This is a genomic window from Shouchella xiaoxiensis (assembly GCF_016907895.1).
Lineage (GTDB): Bacteria > Bacillota > Bacilli > Bacillales > Bacillaceae_D > Shouchella > Shouchella xiaoxiensis.
This window is the reverse complement of the sequence record NZ_JAFBCV010000001.1, coordinates 494,407-512,301: the sequence shown is the minus strand read 5'-3', so window position 1 is coordinate 512,301 and position 17,895 is coordinate 494,407. Positions and strand designations below refer to the sequence as shown.

The following is a 17,895-nucleotide window of genomic DNA, read 5'->3' as shown; positions in this document are numbered from 1 at the left end:
GTCAAAAGGAGCTGTTTCCATCATGACAAACCCTTCCATCCATGTTACACCTGAACATCCACGAATTGATGAAGCTATCTATATTACGATCGTTGGCTGTCAACCGAATCAAGAGCTAACATTACGCGCGCTTTTAAAAGATGACGCAAATGAGCAATTTACTTCATGGGCAACGTTTCGTGCAAGTGAGTCTGGTGAAATTTCTTTAGCACAGAATGCTCCCGAATCGGGATCCTATCAGTCGATTGATCAAGCGGGTATAATTTGGTCAATGACTCATCACACAAAAGCAAATGGTCATTATTTCACGAAAACAACGGCGGAGCCACTGAAAGTAACCCTTCGACTGGAAGCGAATCATCAAACCATTAACGAGACAGCGGTTGCTATATCCTTCTACACCGATCGGGTCATAAAAAGAGAGATGCGATCAAATGGCGCTGTAGGGACGCTATATCAACCAATAGATCAAACTGCTACTCAAAACGTTATGCTTCTTGCCGGATCCGATGGGGGCAGATTAGAGCATGCTGCGACGATGCTCGCAGCAAAAGGCTACAACGTACTCGATCTCGCTTATTTTAATCAAGACGGTGTACCGAATAACCTTGAGAACATCCCGCTTGAATACTTCCAGGGCGCGATTCAAGTATTCAAAGAAATGACGGAAAATGAAGAAAAGATTTCTGTAATTGGCTACTCAAGAGGTGCCGAGCTCGCTTTACTGCTCGCTTCAACTTATGACCAGTTTAATGCCGTTATTGCTGGTGCACCTGGAGCATATGTAACATCAGGATTAAAAAATTCGATCTATGCTCCGATCCAATCATGGACTTTAGCGGACAAAGCCATTCCTTATTTAAAATTTACGTATCGACCATCCGTAATGTTTTCTTTCTTTCGACAATGGATGGTTAAGAAACCCGCTTCTTTCTTAGGAATTTGGGAGAGTAGCTTGAAAGCTCCGGCAAAAAATGAAGCGGCTCGAATTAAAGTAGAAAATATTAAAGCCCCTGTTCTCCTCCTCACTGGCGGAGATGATCAAGTTTGGCCAGCAGCACATTTTGCTAAACTGATGAAAAATAAGCTTCCACAGCTTGAGTGGAAGCATTATGAGCAAGCAGGTCACTTTCTTTCCTTCCCCTATGCATTACCGAATATGCCCGCTAATCTTAATGAGCATGTAGGCGGTCGGATGACGATGCAATTCGGTGGAACTGCAGAGGCAAACGCATTAGCCGCAGCCGATTCTCTTCCTCACATATTTAACTTCTTGGAAAGTTCCTCTGTAAAAGAAGGCGTAAATCAATGAAGATTTACGCTTTCTTTTCTGTTTTGTAGAAAAGTTCCTTAAAAGTATATTCACTTAAGCACTTTGCTCAAATCGTGCTTCCGGTACCGCTTCCAGCTCATTTTTTCTTTTAATAAGAAATAGCAGACCTGCAAATGAAAGGATAGCCGTAATGAAGAAAGCGGTTTGAACACTAATCCAATCAAGTGCGTACGTGAATGCTAGAAGTAGAGCAAGTCGAATGCTTGTTCCAACAGCTTCAAATATCCCATTCACTCGACCGATAAATGCGTTCGGTATGTGCGCCATCATCAAATTCTGCTTACAGATACGACTTCCCGCATTTCCTATTCCTGTCAGGACCTGCATAAACAAAAACAATCCTATGAATGGCAACACAGCGATGAATACCAATGAAACGGTGTATGTTGCAACAGCTAACATTGATGCTATCCAAGGTCCCCACTTCGCGTATATTATTGGAATAAAGATTCCTGCTAAGACCGCGCCAATGGAATAAATCATGTTGCTAAATCCATAGATTGAGGCATCCGCTTCAAGCGTTGTCTGAATAAATACCGGCCTTAAATAGTTTCCTACCATTAATGTTAAGAACGGAATCGTTAGCGCAAAAATACTTAAACAAATTTTCCAATGCTGTTTAATAAATGGCACTCCAGCAAACATTGATGAGAAAATAGTTGTATGGTCTCTTTTGATGAACTTGCGTTGATATGGAATGCTGGAAAGAAGTACAAAGCTCATTACAAATCCAATTGCTACTGCCATTAACAAGCGAGCTGGATCCATTAGCTGAAATAATATTCCAGCTAATCCGCCAGCAATCATGCTCGCTGCTTGAGATTGAATTTCCAAAACGCCATTCAAACGATTATGGGTTTTTGAGTCGAATATTTCTTGTACAAAAGCAAGCATAGTCGGGTAGTGGATGCTGTAGTAGATCACAGATGCAATATACAGCGCAAGCAACTGCCATGTCGTCAACTCTTGATTCCAATATCCAAATAACGCAATTGGAAACACAATTAGAAAAATGAATACTTGATTTAATTGAAACAGCCGTTTACGTGAGAAGCGATCGACTAAACTGCCTATATAAGGTGCTCCAAAAAAAATCAATATTGTTGTCACAACCATAATAATCCCAAGCAACTTTTCTCCTTGAGGTTGCTCAAGAATTAACCAAGCTACACCAATACTCAATATTCCCATTCCAATCGCTGAAGAGAAATTTGCAGCAATTAACATCCATAGGCGAACGTCTTTCTTAATTGAGTTACTCATTAGGCGATTCCTTTAAGCAGTAACGATTCGTAAATTCGAGGAACCAGCCATTCCTTGTTTCGATTCTCTGTTCTATTCTCATTCTCTCTTCTCCTTCATGCTTCTCTCTCCACCAATCTATCATGAAAGAAACCGCATTCAGAAGCAGCGTCAGATGTATGTTCTCTCAGACTTTTGATGTAGTTAAAGGTTGAGATCGGCACTAACAGGAAAATGATCACTAGGAAACTGACCGCGAATTGTTGCATTATTAATTCCAATTGCAGTTGCAGAAAATCCTTTAATTAAGATCCAATCAATCTTCAAGATCGAACCTCCGCCTCTCTCATCATAAAAATCATTAAATGTCCCAAGCTTCTCATTCGTTTTCACAATCTCTATATTCCACGGATCTTCAAAGAAACAATCCCTTGTTAGAATTTGATGGACATTGCTATTTCTTGCAGTATTAAAATCACCGGTTAGGATGATGGGAATCTGGTCTTCAAGTTGAAGACTTTTATGTATGATCATTTTTGCACTTTCAATCCGTGCTTGTTCGGATTCATGATCAAGGTGAGTATTGATCAGATAGAATACCTTATTTAATTGCGTTTCCTTTAATTTCACCCAAGTTACCATGCGCGGATAATTTGTACCCCAAGACATTGATCCCTTCGTATAGGGTGTTTCAGAAAGCCAGTAATGCCCCGTTTCAAGCAGTGTAAAACGATCTTTTTTATAAAAAATCGCCATATGTTCTCCGATTGTTCCCCCTTCCCTTCCTTCACCACACCAGTTATACTGCTCTAAATCGGCTTCAATCTCCATAATCTGTTGATAGAGGCCCTCTTGTGTGGCAATTAAATCGGTATCTTCTAATTTTAGTAAGCTTTTCATCGCTAATCGCCTATTTCTCCAGCTATTTTCTGTTAAATCTTCTTCACTTCCATACCGCACATTGTACGACAACACTTTAAGCTCCATCGTTCTTCCCTGCTTTCATTGGTTGTTTGCTTAAGTATATCTGGCTTCATTGGCAATATCTATTCATACTTTATCTCACAAAAAAAACATCTCTTTTTACTAAGAGATGTGATGTAGTCATTTCTATTAATATGAAACGAGCGCAAATAAATTTGGATACTCACTTACAATACCGTCTCTGTTTGCAAGTATTTTCGATTGAAAGGCACCGCTCTTGTAATGAAACAATTGAAATTCTTCCTTCGCATCAAGCAGCTCATAGCTTTGCGTCACTTTTCTATAGGCACCACTAGATGCATCGACATAAACCATTTCTAAATTGATTGGTTGATTCAGTTCCCACGGTAGCCGTTTTATCGGTAATGAATTTGTAAAAGGTGTGCAGGATAAATCTACATCAACAGCCCCTCTTAATTGAGGAATTTCCTCACCAAATTGATTCACCCAACACCCCATCTCGTTTTGGAATAATTGAATCACATGTTGATAGCGACTGTTTTTTACATAAAGTTGCTTCACTTGCCAATCTAACGTTAAAGTCAGACTGTATTCAATCTTCTCAGGTTTAGCAGTTTCGGATTTAATGATTGTACTGATCACCCGAATCTCACTCTCTGTTTGTGTTAACCCAACGTACTCAATACCAAAAAATTCAAGACTCTTCCAGACCAATGTTGACTGCATTTCAGCCTCCTCATTTTTATTTTGCTTGGAAACGTTGCAAATGCTTTACGAGCTTCTCGACTTGAGTGTCCTGCTTAAAATGTTTAATTTCGACTTCCAATTTTTCATATGCAGCAGATGCTTGAACTGAAATCTTCACTCCGTTCCTCCTTCATCAGTAAATGACTTCTAGCTTCATTGTATACATGTGCCATTTAATTAAAAGAAGTTTTGTTTAAAATGACAGATTGTTTGTTTAAATACTTTCAGTAATGATGTTCAAAAACAAAAAAAGCACCAAATCAACCAGGTACTTTAGCAATATTTATAGGATTCGCTCTTATTAAAAGTCATACCCATCTAATGCACGATTTAGGTCATTTATTTGACCATTAATCATGTGTAGAAAAGGACACTCAGGATTGTGTATCTCTTTTTTGAGTTGGTTTAGATACCGAACTTCTCTTTGTATGATAGAAACCTCATCGATCGTTAACATCACGTTCTCACCTTTACTTAAGACGTTAATTCTATCATACCCGCTCGTCTTTTAAACAAACCCTATTTTCTTGCGCTAGACCAAATTATATGCCTCTCCGTTAGAAGCAATAGTATGAGTGACTCTTAGTGAATGTCACTTCGTGCAAAACTATATTTCCGTTGTTGCTCGGACTAACTCTCTGAACAAATCAAACATTAAAAACGATGGTAAGGAGGTGTCGCTACTTCTTCCAATCTTTTGCGAGCAAACGGTACAGAACAATGTCTTCATAATAATCATAGAGCCATTGACCTTCCTTTTGAATGCCCTCTTTTTGAAATCCTAACCTTTCGGGGATTGCTAAACTTTTCGTGTTGCTTTGCGCACAGTGGATTTCTACTCGATTAAGCTTTAGAGTTTGAAATATATAGGGCAATAGTGCGGTAATAGCTTTTGTGATAATTCCTTTCCCCTGTGCTTCTTGCGCTAAGAAGTAACCGATACTTGTCTTGCTGTTTTTCCAATCAATTTTTTGTAAAGCAATCATGCCGACAAGTTTGCCATTGTATCGAATTCCCGCATCAAAGCCATTGTTGTCGGCATAATTATGTAACCAAATCGGTATAACAGCATCTAAATCTGAAACGGCGTTTCGCTTATCAACCCAGAGCAGCCATTGCCGAAGATGCTGCCTATTTGAATCAATTAGGTCGTACAGCTCTCCTTTATGATGGTGCTGCATAAGCTCAAGCTCAATCTGGTCGTTTACTTTAAATGAAAACATTGATTCATCCCCTTATCCTTTTGCATCTTGTATCAAACTATAAACCAACATATCATTGCATTCACCTGTTACAGAATGAGTTTCATACTGCCTCAATAACCCTTCTTCTTTAAAATTAAATGAGTTAAATAACTGCCTTGAAGCAACATTTTCTTCAGCAACAAACGCTTGAATTCTTTGCAGATGAAGCTGTTGAAACCCTAGATATAGCACTTCTCTCATTGCTTCTGACATAATCCCTCTGCGCCAATAGTATTGGCTTAGTTCAAATCCAATTTCAGCGCGCTTACCGTGGAAATCACTTAAAAAGATTGTTCCAATAACGGTATTCGTTTCGTTATCTACGATTGCGAATCGAATTATCCAGCCTTGTTCAAACCCTTTATTCCATCTATCAATGTTTTGCTTGCTATGTTCGATGGATTCTGGTCCATTCCAGTCAAGGTAGCGATAAACGGATTCATTTGCGTAATATGCGTAAAGCTGTTCGGCATCTTCATGCGTAAGCTGACGCAACGTTAAACGTTTTGTATGGATCGTTGGAAAAGCAGCTAACTTCTTTAACTGTTGCATATTCTTTCTCATCCTCTCATTCTCTTATAATTAGCTTAAAACGCATTCCGATTATTTAATACCTCAATATCGCTTACCAACTATATTTGAGGAATACAAAAAAGAGACTTAGCGTCTCTTTTAAGGCTGATATACAATTCGCTCAATGCTTTTTCGTGATAAACAATACTGGTCAGCTAATGCGGTAATGGAAATCCCTCGACCATAGGCTAATTGTATATTCTCATTCCGGTGCTGAATTTCACGTTTGGCACCATTTGCTTCGCCCCAAGACTTCTTGTTTTCTTGCTTCCTTGGGATATAGATAACATCACCATCTATGTACTTCTGGACCATTTCTACTAATTCTTCTGGTAAAATGTGTTCCGCTTTTTGATAGCTCATCCGCTCTCTGCTCCTCCTTAATTGTAAAATAAGAGGTAAGCAAAGACTGCTATTTCAACCAATCGTATCTTCACTAATAGCAATCTTCGCTATTAGTTAATAATGTATTTTCTCATAGATCGTGTTCTCCTTTTATCATTGATACAGACTAGTTTACCAAGCCGAAATCAAACTTACAATAAATTTATAAAATACTGTCATCTCGCTTTCTGCCACCGTGAACAAAATGAACAATATACTCGTTATGAACGAAACGATAAACAAGCTCACTGATATGGTAGGTTATGTAGAAATGAAAGCGCAAACATAACGTTATTTACATCTGGGGGGATAATCCATGTTAAGTCTTATTGGTATTTCGATGATACTAATCATTGTCATCTTACTTGTGTGGGGGAAAGCAAGTCCCATCGTTGCGATGATTGCCGTTCCTTTAATCGGGGCGTTTATTGCCGGCTTTGGTCTTGACGAAATTGCTTTATTTTTTGAAGCTGGTATTGATAAAGTGTTGAACGTAGCCATCATGTTTATCTTTGCTATTCTGTTTTTTGGTGTTTTACAAGATACTGGATTCTTTGAACCAATCATAAAAGCAATGGTTCGCTTAACAAAAGGGAACGTTGTAACGGTCGCAGTTGGAACGGCGGCAATCGGAATGGTCGCTCACCTTGATGGTGCCGGGGCGACTACTTTCTTACTTACGATCCCCGCGCTCTTGCCCCTGTATAAGCGGTTACATATGAGCCCTTACTTACTCGTTCTTATTGTAGGGTTGAGTGCAAGTATTATGAACATGGTTCCTTGGGCGGGTCCAACAGGTCGCGTTGCAGGCGTACTTGATATGAGCCCTGTTGAACTATGGTATCCGTTAATTCCCGTACAATTGATTGGGATTGTGCTCGTTTTAGCACTTGCATTTGGCCTAGGGGTCCGTGAAAAGAAACGCATCGCCAAGATGGGCTTAGCAGAAGCTGCGGCGAGTTCCATGAGTGAAGCAGACTTACAAGAAGCGCTTCGTTCAATTAGCTCACACGGCGACAAAGCTTTGAAACGGTATCATTTAATTTGGGCAAACGCACTTATCTTTGTCGGCGTTCTTATCATCCTTGTAGCCGAGTTGCTTCCTGCCGGGTATTCGTTTATGGTTGGGCTCGTGCTAGCTCTCGTCGTGAACTATCCGAATGTACAAACGCAAATGGATCGCGTAAAAGCGCACTCTCCAAGCGCACTGTTAATGGCTGCCGTTATTTTAGCAGCGGGAACCTTTCTTGGTATTATTGATGAATCCGGCATGCTTGAATCAATTGCAGTCGATAGTATATCAATTTTACCAGCTGCAATACTACCTGTGCTTCATCTAATTGTTGGCTTGTTTGGCGTTCCATTTGATATGGTGACTAGTACAGATGCCTATTATTACGCACTTTTCCCAATTGTTGAGAGTATCACCGCACAAGTAGGGGTAGCGAGTACATCAACTGCGTATGCGATGATTATTGGTAATGTCGTTGGAACATTTGTCAGTCCACTAGCTCCAGCGGTATGGCTTGCTGTTGGTCTTGCTGGAATTGATATGGGGAAATACATTCGTTACGCCTTCTTCTGGGTCTGGGGTTTCAGTATTGTATTAGTCCTACTGGCCGTTTTAATAGGTGTTATCCAGTTTTAATCAACAATCAGCGCCGCTCTTAAAGGAGTGGCGCTTTTTATTTCAAGACCTTTCCCATCATGACGTATGGCTCTCCACTTGAAGATGGTAAAAAATCGTCTTGAATGGCTACCCAGTTTAACTGTTTATACAGCGTAATCGCAGGTTGGTTCGCCATTTGAGTTGTTAGTAACGCCTTTTGACAATCAGTAGCTTCCATAAGTGATTGCACGAGTATCCTTCCGCCGCCCAACCTTCTCATCGCTTTATCAACAACGAGTTCTACAAATTCAAAACAATCGTCAAGCCATTGACGTCGATCTGCTGTTAACGCAGCAGCAAGCAGGTCATGATAATACTGACCAGGGCTTGACGTATAGCCATAAGCAAATCCAATTAATTCTTCTTTGTTAGAAACGAGCAGCACAGCTTTAAAGCCAGAATAGGTTTGATAACGAGCAATTTTCACTCTAGCAGTCTCTACTTCACTTCCCCACACTCGGGCGTAGAGCTCTGCCATTGCGGTTACTTGTGTCTCTTGAAAATCAAACGTTATTTGTTTCACAGACAAGTTTCACCTCCAACAAATAGGTCTCTTGAACAAAATGTGACAGATCCATCATGCAGTGATCTTTTGGATCATCTGTCTCGTTAGCTGTTTAAGCTATTCTTTTATCCTACCATGATTAAAAACCAAGCAAATCAGGTATAATTGGAAGACAGTGGGAATATCTGTTTTTATATTGTGATGCCCGCTTTCGTATAGTAGACTTAATTACGTTTACCAAATGTATTACTTCTTGTTAGGATGTGACGTATGAAGCGTTTCATTATAATTCTATTAATCGGGCTCGTTGCTTACAGCTCCAGATCGTTATGGCTTGATTCTGCAAAAAGCCTCGTACCTCCTTCTTTTATTGATTCCTTTCAATCAATTGATTTCTCGAACTTTTCTTGGGAAGCGATTGATGAATCGATTAAGTCTTTTCTGTCAGCTGATGACTATGTTGAGCCGGATGAACCAGTCGGGATTGAATTCCCAGATTTAGTAGGACCCGATTCCAGTCTTTTTTCCGTTCATAATATTGAATTGGGCGATACAAGAGCGATTGTCGAAGAAGATGTCGGGTCTCCGAAACGTGTGACAGAAAATGAATATGGTCTCAATTGGGAGGCATACCATGAAGAGTATCACCGGTTTATGATGGTTGCTTACGATGAAGAAAACCGCGTAAAAGGTCTATATACGAACCAAGATTTAATTGCATCAACTGAGACTGAAATTCAATTTGGTAGTAATAAAGCAGAGGTTCGTGACCAGCTTGGAGATCCTCAAACTTCGATGAGAAAAGGCTTCTTTAATTATCAATTAAATCAAGATGAAGAATATGATTTATTTGAATTAGATGATAGTTATTTGACCATTTTCTACGATAAACATCGTGATGATACGGTTACAGCAATTCAAATCATTGATTACGATTTAGAACAAAGCAAGCGTACTCTTTATACAGAAGAAAGTCAGGCATTAAGAGAGGGGTTTGAATACCAGCTGTTTGATTTGACAAACTCTTCTCGTTCAATGAACGAATTGCCCCTTTTGACTTGGGATGATCCAGTCAGAGAAACAGCACGAAAACATAGTACGGATATGGCCCTCAATGAGTACTTTGGACATACGAATTTGGAAGGTAAGTCCCCGTTTGACCGTATGGCTGACGATAATATTCGCTTCACGACCGCTGGTGAAAACCTAGCCTATGGTCAGTTTAGCAGCATTTTTGCTCACGAAGGCTTAATGAATTCACTCGGGCACCGGGAAAACATTCTCAAAAAAGAGTTTCGAAATCTTGGCGTTGGTGTTGATTTTAATGACGATTCACAGCCTTATTATACGGAAAAGTTTTTCACCAGATAAGTAGGAAAAAGAAGCAGGTCGATTAACGACCTGCTTCTTTTCTATTGGTTTATTTCTTAAACATCTCTTTTGAAAATAAGTCTTTTCGCTTCATCACAATAAGCAAGGTAAACAGGAAAAATGAAATAAAGCCAATCAATGTGAAAAAGGCTGTTTCAACTTGTCCCTTTGCTAAATCGATAAAAGACGTTAATAAAAACATGACTGCAATCATACTTGTAGTCAGTGATAAAAACATAGCCTCAGCCTCCTCTATCTATTCCTTCTAGTATATATACGAATAGAAGAGTTAAAAAGATGCATTTTCTCATTTTTTCTTGAAAAAGTATTGAAAAAAAGACGATTTTGTTACAAAGATAACGAAACGAATGTGAATCGATCTCTTAAGAAATGAAAAATTAGTGATCTAGCTTCTGTTTGAGCTGTTTGAGTTTAGGTAATTTCCATAAACCGGTCAGAGCTAATAGTAGAAAAATGAAATTAGTCGCTGCTAGTTTATACGTAACGTCAATCCAATCGAACCATACTAAAGTTGCTGGGTACAAAATGGCAAGTGTTAAAAGGTAAGGCAATACTAGTGCAAGATACAGACCGAACCCATTCTTATAGCGAAAAAAGTGATCCCACTTTGTTTCATTCATTTTAAATAACTTTTTCATTAACATGAAGCTCGCCAACACAATACCTATATAAGCAATTGATACAACTACACTTATTAATAAGTATGAACCACCAATCAGAAGCCAGTCCATTTTCCCCTCCAAATTTGCTAACATTTCTAGAATCATAGCAACCTGTTATCTTTTAAACCAAACTCAAATACATCAATTCTTTATATCTCAGCTTTGTCAGTAAGCCATCTCTCCATTCTAAGAAACTCATAAACATCTCCATTTGTTTTTTGCATGAACACATTTCTGTCGACAAAGCCATTTTGACGATAAACATGAATGGCTCGTTGATTAAATGTCGCAACGGACAAGGTGAGCTTTGCGGGTGAATAACTTGAAACAACATAATCAACTATAGCCCTTATAAACGCTTTCCCGCCACCTCTACCTGTGTGCTCTGGTTTCATCCCTAACCCAATCTCATACATTTCTTGCCCGACTCGTTCAATAGAAAAGAAGGCGTACAGGTCGCGCCCTTGCATAACAGCATAAATGGTTGATCCTCGTTTTTGAGGATCTAGAAAATCATGCAAATCCTCTTCATCTGCGTCCATGTTATAAAAAGCATAAGGTTCTTCATATTGCCAACGATAGGCGATCTCTTCGGCCTGTTCTTGCGTCAATACTTGAAACGAGAAGCTCATTCATTCATCACCTTCTCTCATTACTCGCATAACCATTTTTACCGCTTGTTCTGGTTTAATATTTAGCTGCTCTAGTTCATCATAACAAACCCACATCGGCTCATACGTGCCCCGGTCCCTTTGTGGACAAACCATTTCATTTCCTTTGCCACTTCCAAACTCTCCCGAGATGATCGAAACCAAGAAATAATGCTGCGTTCCCTCATCTACTATCTCTGCCACTTTTCGCTGTACCTTAACAACAACGCCCAATTCTTCACGTGCTTCTCTTTTTGTTGCTTGCTCAGGTGTTTCACCAGATTCAATTCCGCCGCCAGGAAAGACATAATAGCTTTGACCGTTCCTTACACGTTTAATAAGGGCAATCTTATCCTTTTTCAACAAAAGCGCAACGCCTCGGTCTCGCACTTAATAAACACCCCTCTCATAAACAGCAGTCTATTACGAATAAAAATCAAGGTGTTTCTTCTCGTTCTGATAATACGTTAAACGCTCTTGCAGTGTTCCCGTATGGAATTCAAATCGATGACCATCAAGATCGGTAAAGTAAATAGACCGTTTGTCTTCTTTGCTCCTCGCTCGACCATCCAATATGTTTACTCCGAGCTTGTTTAATTTTTCTGTCATGGCGGAAAGTTCTTCCTCTGTAATGGTGAATGCGATGTGCGTATACGATTCATTTACCTCACTTCTCTCAATGTCGGTTTCCACATTGAGAGCAAGCCAGAGCCCATCTAAATCAAAATAAGCCATCTTCTCTCCTTTTACTAGCAATGACGCGTTAAATATCTCTTGATAGAAAGCAATCGATTTTTCTAAATTTGAAACAGAGAAGGTAATGTGATTAAGCTTCATGCCAGCTCATCTCCTGTTGCTACAACATAGTCTACTTTGGCTTGTTCAAGCCCATCCCTTATTTCTTCAGAAACTTTCTCATCAAGAATAAGCAAATCTACTACCTGAAGCGATGCAATTGAGGCAAACGTCACAATATCAACCTTATAGTGGTTTCCTAAACCAACAATCTTTTTCGCGTTTTGAATGACCGCTGATTGAAAAGCTGCCACTTCTGGATTAGAGGTTGTCATACCCTGCTCTAAATGGAATCCATTATTAATAAAAGCGAGATCAACATGAAACTGTTCCATTAACTTTACAGCCATACTCCCCACTGTATTTGACGAATAAGGCACGTGCCCACCAATGATGTAACATTCAACCGATTCATTGGTAGACAAGTCTAACGCGACTTGAAGCGAATTTGTCACAATCGTACACTTCATGTCCTGCTTTATGTATTGAAGCATTAAATAATGTGTAACGGACCCACCAATGTAAACCGTCATGCCGGGCTTAATAAGACCTGCCGCTCTTTTGGCGATCGCATGTTGATACTGATCCGCCTGATCGTACCGCACGCTCGTCTTCATGACGTTCAAACGTGATCGCTCATTTAAGACTGCCCCGCCATGCGTTCTTGTTAAATGATTCTGCTCTTCAAGGTATGTTAAGTCATTACGAATTGTATGAACAGATGTCTGTAATACTTCAGCCAGTTGCTGGACGGAAACGGTCTTTTCTTTGTAAATTTTCTGGAGAATTCGTTCTCTTCTTTCCTCAACAAACATGCTATCACTCTCCTTTTTTCTCGAATATACACTTTTGATTTATCGAAATCAATTAATATTTCTCTTTATCTATCGTTTTTCTTTTGATACACTGCAAAAGAAGAGAAAAGGAGTGATGGTGCAAATGGAGATGACAGAAGATTTCGCAATACGTCCGTTTCAAATGGATGTTGACTCGATTGATGAGTTAACCCGCTTATTAAATGTATCTTACAAACAGCTTTCTGATTTGGGTTTACGCTATCTTGCTACACACCAAGATTCGACGATAACAAGAGAACGAATTGACGGAGCACACTGCTTGATTGCACTTAAAGACAACAGAATCATAGGAACCATTAGCTTCTATAAACCAGGAATGAAGCATGGTTGCCCTTGGTATGAACGGGATACCGTTGGAGTTGTCGGACAATATGCCGTGCACCCCGATTATCAAGGACTTGGACTAGGTACACTCCTACTAAATCGAGTTGAAACCTATGCCTTTCAAACAGGATTAAAAGAACTTGCTCTTGATACAGCTGAACCAGCAGCGCATTTACGTTCTATTTACGAGAAGAAAGGCTATCGCTTTATAGAATTTGCCAACTGGGACGTGACCAACTATCGCAGCGTTATTCTAAGTAAAACACTGCCCTCAAAGCGAGAGAACACACAATGAAGCCGGCGCTCATCTTTGATATGGACGGAACGCTGTTTAAAACCGAAAAAGTGTTAACGCTTGCATTAGTTGACACATTTAATCAACTAAATGAACAGCAGCTTTGGCATGGGGAAGCGCCTGTACAGAGCTATCTCACTATGCTAGGAGCACCGATGAAAGACGTCTGGCAAACATTGCTCCCGGGAGCTGAACCTGCTTTAAGAAAGCAGGCTGATCATTTATTTTTAGTTAAGATAATTGAACAAATAAAGGCAGATGAAGGTGAGCTTTACCCTGATGTTCCGCTAACGCTTCAGAGGCTGAAAGAAGCGGGCTTTTCTTTATACATAGCTAGTAATGGCATGATGTCTTATTTAAAAACGATCTTGAATCACTATCAGTTAAATCAATGGTTTACTGATTATTACGGAGCAGACCGCTTACCCGTTTCGTCAAAAACAGAATTAGTCCATCAATTAAAACAAGATCATCAACTTAATGAAGCGTATATGATTGGAGATCGGAAATCAGATATCTCTGCTGGTGCCGCCAATCGATTACATACTGTTGCTTGTACATATGGATACGGTAGCATGGAAGAATTGGCTCAGGCCACGATGAACATTTCATCCTTTAGAGACGTAATTGACATTGTAGCTATGCCGATTGAAAGTGATGACGCGTCAACTCAATAAATGTTTGCAGTGGTCGCGTCAACTGTTTGTCTTTATGCCATGCAATATGAGTATAAATCGTATCGTCTGGCGGATCCCACTGCACTATTTTTAACATGCCTTCACTCTGCTCTTTCTCGATAGCCATCTTAGGCAGAATTGCTATACCAAGACCAGTTAATACACATTGCTTAATGGTTTCAATACTACCAAATTCAATTTTATGAAAAATGGATTGGTCTGCTCGTTCAAACCATTTTACGAGATAATCACGATATGAGCAGCCTGCTTCAGCAAGCAAAAACGTTTCTTCTTTTAAATCAGCTGGAGTAGGCAACGAAGTTCGTTTAAAAATAGCGTGTTCAGGTGAGGCAACTAGAACGACGTCTTCCTTAATCAATTTTTCTACAACCAGAGATGAGCCAGTTGCAGCAGTGTCCGTAATAAAAGCAAAATCAAGTGCGCCCTCAAGCAGTTTTTCACGCGCCATCTTATGAGAATGGGCTGGTTTAAAGACAAGCTCTACATCTGGATACTGTTGTTTAAATGCTTTTAAAATGGGCGTAAGGCGATACGTACATTGGCTTTCTTGTGCACCAACTGTCAGTTTCGCAACAGCACTTCCGGTACCATTTATTTTTGCCTTCACTTCCTCATCCAAAGCAATCATTTGGTCGGCATAATGCTTAAATGTACGACCTGCATCGGTTAAATAGATTTTCTTGCCAAGTCGTTCAAATAATGCGGTTCCGACGTAAGCTTCGAGTGCTTTAATATGCGCCGTTACGCTTGATTGGGCAAATGAAAGTTTCTTAGCCGTTCGCGTTATATGAAGCGATTCAGCCACTTCAACAAACGTAATTAACTGCTTGATTTCCACTTCACCACTCCTTTTTAATCGTTTTTTTCGATCATAACAATCGAAAACATTCATTTTAATGATCAATATACATATTTTAAACTAGAACTAAGTAATTGCATAGCTGATTAAAAAGGGGCTAAAAACATGAAGATAGCAACAATTATTGGAAGTACAAGAAGAGGTGGCAACACGGAAGAGCTTGCACAAATGGTAACAGCGGACATTCCAACTACTATAATTAAATTAAGCGAGTTGACGCTCCACCCTTTTACTGACTTACGCCATACAAAAGAAGGATTTCCTTCTGCCTTAGATGATTATGACCAAATTGTCCAAGCTTTTATGGAAAACGATCTTCTTATTTTCGCAACGCCATTATACTGGTACGGCATGTCGAGCCTGATGAAAACAATGTTTGATCGGCTTAGCCAAGCATTACGAGATGAGCACTATGGACCTCAGCTCAAAGCAAGAATGCCCTCAGTTGAAGCAATCGTGCTCGTTGTCGGGGGAGATCAACCAAAGCTAAAAGCATTGCCGCTTATCCAACAGTTTCATTTCGCTTTTGATTTCTTACAAATGAAACCTTTGTCATCCTATATTATTGGAGAAGCAAATCAGCCAGGCGAGATTAAACAAGATTATCTAGCATTGCAGCAAGCTCAAGCATTAAACAAAGCCTTAAAAAACAAGGTCTAAACAAACAGAAAGCAGCCAAAGTATTGGCTGCTCTCTGTTTATATCAATTCTTTTTCTGCATCTTTCGTATATAAAATGGCATCATCAAGTCTATTCTCGCGGACTTTTTCGGCCCATTCGGGATCTGCAAGCAGCGCACGTCCTACAGCTACAAGATCAAATTCGCCGGCATTCAGCTTCTCGTCTACAAGACGTAGATTATCTTCTATCGTCTGTTCCCCATTACTCTTTGTGCTTAGAAAAGCATGATTAATACCAAGCGAACCGACTGAGATAACTGGCTTACCGGTAAGTTTCTTCGTCCAGCCAGCTAAATTTAACGGTTCCTCACCAGCAAATTCCGCTTCCCAAATCCGACGAGTGGAACAATGGAATAAGTCAACTCCAGCTTCCACTAGTGGCGTAAGCAGCTGCTTCAGTTCTTCCGGGGTTTTTGCAAGCTTTGCATCGTATACGCCACCTTTCCATTGCGAAAAACGAAACACGATTGGAAAGTCGGGGCTCGTTGCTTCACGACAAGCGCGAATGACTTCAGTAGCAAAACGCGTTCTACCGGCTATATCTCCACCATACTCATCTGTCCGCTTGTTTGTCTGCTCCCATAAAAATTGGTCAATTAAATAGCCATGTGCACCATGCAGTTCAATGCCATCAAACCCTATTTTTTCTGCGTTCGCAGCCGCAGTTGCGTATGCTTGAATCATTTCCTTAATCTCTTCTTTTGTTAAGGCTACACCATGTTCATTCCCACCAAGACCAACACCCGATGGACTGACCGGCGGCGCTTCAACGTTCGGTCCGTCTCCTTGCTTACGGGCTGCACCTACATGCCAAAGCTGAGGAATGATTTTGCCTCCCGCTTGATGGACTTCTTTCACGACATACGCCCAGCCTGCAAGGGCGTCTTCTCCATGAAAACGCGGAATATCAGGGTGGCTTACTGCTGCTGGGTGGTTAATCGCTGTTCCTTCCGTTACGATTAAACCAACACCATGTCCAGCCCGCTTACGGTAATAGCTCGCAACATCTTTTCCTGGTACTCCATTTGGTGAGAAGGCTCTTGTCATTGGTGCCATGACAACCCTGCTCTGAAGCTGTCCTCTACCAAATGAAAATGGTTCAAATAACGTTTTAGTGCTTGAATAATTGTCCATAAGATCCTCCTCATTCCTGTTAACCAAAATGTATTTCTCATTTAGTTTACAGCGATCACGCTTAAACATAAATGAATTCGGCTTATGAAGAACAAGGGTACGTTCGAAATGATTCTAAAGAACGGCTAAAATCGAAATCAACTTTACCCACCCTATGCTTTAAACTTTACGTCTGACCAAGGTAATTCGTAGCAATCTTCTCTTCAACAGATTCGTTTCCTTCGAGATAAACGTTATACGCGCCAGCCTGTTTTCTTGAACTGACACAAGTTACCAGCTCTTGATCTACATAATGAAGAGCTGCGCCATCATCAACGGCGATACCCGCTGTAAGCTCCTTCTCTTTGATCATTTTTAAATAAGAAGGGCGACGTAGCTCTTCTCCGTCATAATGGGGACAATGACTACCTGCTAAAATACCTAAGCCACCAATTCGTTCTAAGCGATCTCCATAAGAGTCGCTTGCTCCTTCCTCAAACCAGCAAATTGAACCAGCGCTTAATCCTGATAGAATGATGCCATTCTCCCATGCTTGCTTTAGCAAGTGATCAAGCCCCCATTCCTTCCATAAAATCATCAGGTTTTTTGTGTTCCCACCACCAACGTATATGATCTCTTTTTCAAGCACAAAGCTTGCTAGATCACGAGTCGGTGGTTTAAACAATGAAAGGTGTGAAGGAACGCAATCGAGCTGGTTGAACGCATTATAAAATCGTTGAATATACGTTTCTGAGTCTCCACTTGCCGTCGGAATAAAGCAAATTTTTGGTTGATCCTTCTTAGCTTGATTTACTATGTATTGATCCAGTAAGAGATTGTCAGGCTCCATTGAAAAGCCCCCGCCCCCTAATGCGATAATTTGTTTCATTGTGTCCATTCATCCCCCTTTTACATGACTATAACAAAT

General features: G+C 40.2%; 23 protein-coding genes. 6 read left to right on the top strand and 17 right to left on the bottom strand.

The window, feature by feature from the left end; all coding sequences use genetic code 11:
* The first annotated feature begins 22 nt into the window (after nucleotides 1-22).
* Nucleotides 23-1,312: an acyl-CoA thioesterase/bile acid-CoA:amino acid N-acyltransferase family protein gene (locus JOC54_RS02675; protein WP_204464259.1), complete on the top strand. Its 1,290-nt coding sequence runs from the start codon at nucleotides 23-25 to the stop codon at nucleotides 1,310-1,312.
* Nucleotides 1,313-1,366: 54 nt separating this feature from the next.
* On the opposite strand, the gene JOC54_RS02670 is transcribed toward JOC54_RS02675, so the two are convergent.
* The 7 genes from JOC54_RS02670 to JOC54_RS02645 all read right to left on the bottom strand — a co-directional run bounded on the left by JOC54_RS02670 (nucleotide 1,367) and on the right by JOC54_RS02645 (nucleotide 6,447).
* Nucleotides 1,367-2,596, bottom strand: a complete 1,230-nt coding sequence (locus tag JOC54_RS02670; RefSeq protein ID WP_204464258.1) for an MFS transporter — start codon at nucleotides 2,594-2,596, stop codon at nucleotides 1,367-1,369.
* A gap of 183 nt (nucleotides 2,597-2,779) precedes the next feature.
* Nucleotides 2,780-3,562 carry an endonuclease/exonuclease/phosphatase family protein gene (locus tag JOC54_RS02665; protein WP_204464257.1) on the bottom strand — a complete coding sequence of 261 codons (783 nt, stop codon included), beginning with the start codon at nucleotides 3,560-3,562 and terminating at the stop codon, nucleotides 2,780-2,782.
* Between the two features lie 126 nt (nucleotides 3,563-3,688).
* Nucleotides 3,689-4,246 carry a putative glycolipid-binding domain-containing protein gene (locus JOC54_RS02660; RefSeq protein WP_204464255.1) on the bottom strand — a complete coding sequence of 186 codons (558 nt, stop codon included), beginning with the start codon at nucleotides 4,244-4,246 and terminating at the stop codon, nucleotides 3,689-3,691.
* A 16-nt stretch (nucleotides 4,247-4,262) separates the two neighbouring features.
* Complete coding sequence (locus tag JOC54_RS23115; protein ID WP_275582671.1) at nucleotides 4,263-4,385, bottom strand: hypothetical protein; 123 nt, start codon at nucleotides 4,383-4,385, stop codon at nucleotides 4,263-4,265.
* A 562-nt stretch (nucleotides 4,386-4,947) separates the two neighbouring features.
* On the bottom strand, nucleotides 4,948-5,490 hold the full coding sequence (locus tag JOC54_RS02655) for a GNAT family N-acetyltransferase (RefSeq protein WP_204464252.1): 543 nt from the start codon (nucleotides 5,488-5,490) through the stop codon (nucleotides 4,948-4,950).
* A 12-nt stretch (nucleotides 5,491-5,502) separates the two neighbouring features.
* Complete coding sequence (locus tag JOC54_RS02650) at nucleotides 5,503-6,075, bottom strand: GNAT family N-acetyltransferase (protein WP_204464250.1); 573 nt, start codon at nucleotides 6,073-6,075, stop codon at nucleotides 5,503-5,505.
* Between the two features lie 108 nt (nucleotides 6,076-6,183).
* Nucleotides 6,184-6,447 (bottom strand): CD3324 family protein, encoded by a 264-nt coding sequence (locus JOC54_RS02645; RefSeq protein ID WP_204464247.1) that lies wholly within the window; start codon nucleotides 6,445-6,447, stop codon nucleotides 6,184-6,186.
* A gap of 337 nt (nucleotides 6,448-6,784) precedes the next feature.
* Between JOC54_RS02645 and JOC54_RS02640 the strand changes: the two genes are divergently transcribed.
* Nucleotides 6,785-8,116 carry a CitMHS family transporter gene (locus JOC54_RS02640; RefSeq protein ID WP_204464245.1) on the top strand — a complete coding sequence of 444 codons (1,332 nt, stop codon included), beginning with the start codon at nucleotides 6,785-6,787 and terminating at the stop codon, nucleotides 8,114-8,116.
* Nucleotides 8,117-8,153: 37 nt separating this feature from the next.
* Here the strand turns inward: JOC54_RS02640 and JOC54_RS02635 are convergent, their stop codons facing one another.
* The gene (locus JOC54_RS02635; protein WP_367617761.1) at nucleotides 8,154-8,660 is read right to left on the bottom strand and encodes a GNAT family N-acetyltransferase; all 507 of its coding nucleotides are present in this window, start codon (nucleotides 8,658-8,660) and stop codon (nucleotides 8,154-8,156) included.
* Between the two features lie 252 nt (nucleotides 8,661-8,912).
* Here JOC54_RS02635 and JOC54_RS02630 point away from each other — a divergent pair, with 252 nt between their 5' ends.
* Nucleotides 8,913-10,013, top strand: a complete 1,101-nt coding sequence (locus JOC54_RS02630) for a CAP domain-containing protein (protein ID WP_204464241.1) — start codon at nucleotides 8,913-8,915, stop codon at nucleotides 10,011-10,013.
* 49 nt (nucleotides 10,014-10,062) lie between these two features.
* Here the strand turns inward: JOC54_RS02630 and JOC54_RS02625 are convergent, their stop codons facing one another.
* From JOC54_RS02625 to JOC54_RS02600, 6 genes are all read right to left on the bottom strand, one after another.
* Nucleotides 10,063-10,251 (bottom strand): hypothetical protein, encoded by a 189-nt coding sequence (locus JOC54_RS02625; protein ID WP_035417748.1) that lies wholly within the window; start codon nucleotides 10,249-10,251, stop codon nucleotides 10,063-10,065.
* A gap of 160 nt (nucleotides 10,252-10,411) precedes the next feature.
* Nucleotides 10,412-10,765 (bottom strand): hypothetical protein, encoded by a 354-nt coding sequence (locus tag JOC54_RS02620; protein ID WP_204464238.1) that lies wholly within the window; start codon nucleotides 10,763-10,765, stop codon nucleotides 10,412-10,414.
* Between the two features lie 80 nt (nucleotides 10,766-10,845).
* Nucleotides 10,846-11,328, bottom strand: a complete 483-nt coding sequence (locus tag JOC54_RS02615; protein WP_204464236.1) for a GNAT family N-acetyltransferase — start codon at nucleotides 11,326-11,328, stop codon at nucleotides 10,846-10,848.
* Entirely contained in the window at nucleotides 11,329-11,736 is a 408-nt protein-coding gene (locus JOC54_RS02610; protein ID WP_035417743.1) for an NUDIX hydrolase, read from the bottom strand.
* 33 nt (nucleotides 11,737-11,769) lie between these two features.
* Nucleotides 11,770-12,183 (bottom strand): metallothiol transferase FosB, encoded by a 414-nt coding sequence (gene fosB, locus JOC54_RS02605; protein ID WP_204464233.1) that lies wholly within the window; start codon nucleotides 12,181-12,183, stop codon nucleotides 11,770-11,772.
* Nucleotides 12,180-12,956, bottom strand: a complete 777-nt coding sequence (locus JOC54_RS02600; RefSeq protein WP_204464231.1) for a DeoR/GlpR family DNA-binding transcription regulator — start codon at nucleotides 12,954-12,956, stop codon at nucleotides 12,180-12,182. The genes fosB and JOC54_RS02600 overlap by 4 nt, the downstream gene beginning before the upstream one ends.
* Before the next feature lie 124 nt (nucleotides 12,957-13,080).
* Here JOC54_RS02600 and JOC54_RS02595 point away from each other — a divergent pair, with 124 nt between their 5' ends.
* Together JOC54_RS02595 and JOC54_RS02590 are read left to right on the top strand one after the other, a co-directional pair.
* Nucleotides 13,081-13,617, top strand: coding sequence for a GNAT family N-acetyltransferase (locus JOC54_RS02595; RefSeq protein WP_204464229.1), 537 nt, complete (start codon nucleotides 13,081-13,083; stop codon nucleotides 13,615-13,617).
* Nucleotides 13,614-14,294 (top strand): HAD hydrolase-like protein, encoded by a 681-nt coding sequence (locus tag JOC54_RS02590; RefSeq protein WP_204464227.1) that lies wholly within the window; start codon nucleotides 13,614-13,616, stop codon nucleotides 14,292-14,294. Before JOC54_RS02595 ends, JOC54_RS02590 begins: the two co-directional genes overlap by 4 nt.
* Here the strand turns inward: JOC54_RS02590 and JOC54_RS02585 are convergent.
* A complete protein-coding gene (locus tag JOC54_RS02585; protein WP_035417729.1) occupies nucleotides 14,257-15,153 on the bottom strand; it encodes a LysR family transcriptional regulator in 897 nt (298 codons plus the stop codon). The genes JOC54_RS02590 and JOC54_RS02585 overlap by 38 nt on opposite strands.
* A 126-nt stretch (nucleotides 15,154-15,279) precedes the next feature.
* Between JOC54_RS02585 and JOC54_RS02580 the strand changes: the two genes are divergently transcribed.
* Nucleotides 15,280-15,834 (top strand): flavodoxin family protein, encoded by a 555-nt coding sequence (locus tag JOC54_RS02580; protein WP_035417726.1) that lies wholly within the window; start codon nucleotides 15,280-15,282, stop codon nucleotides 15,832-15,834.
* Nucleotides 15,835-15,872: 38 nt separating this feature from the next.
* On the opposite strand, the gene JOC54_RS02575 is transcribed toward JOC54_RS02580, so the two are convergent.
* Both JOC54_RS02575 and JOC54_RS02570 read right to left on the bottom strand, forming a co-directional pair.
* Nucleotides 15,873-16,988 (bottom strand): NADH:flavin oxidoreductase, encoded by a 1,116-nt coding sequence (locus tag JOC54_RS02575; RefSeq protein WP_204464225.1) that lies wholly within the window; start codon nucleotides 16,986-16,988, stop codon nucleotides 15,873-15,875.
* A gap of 166 nt (nucleotides 16,989-17,154) precedes the next feature.
* The gene (locus JOC54_RS02570; RefSeq protein ID WP_204464448.1) at nucleotides 17,155-17,856 is read right to left on the bottom strand and encodes a Type 1 glutamine amidotransferase-like domain-containing protein; all 702 of its coding nucleotides are present in this window, start codon (nucleotides 17,854-17,856) and stop codon (nucleotides 17,155-17,157) included.
* Nucleotides 17,857-17,895 lie beyond the last annotated feature (39 nt).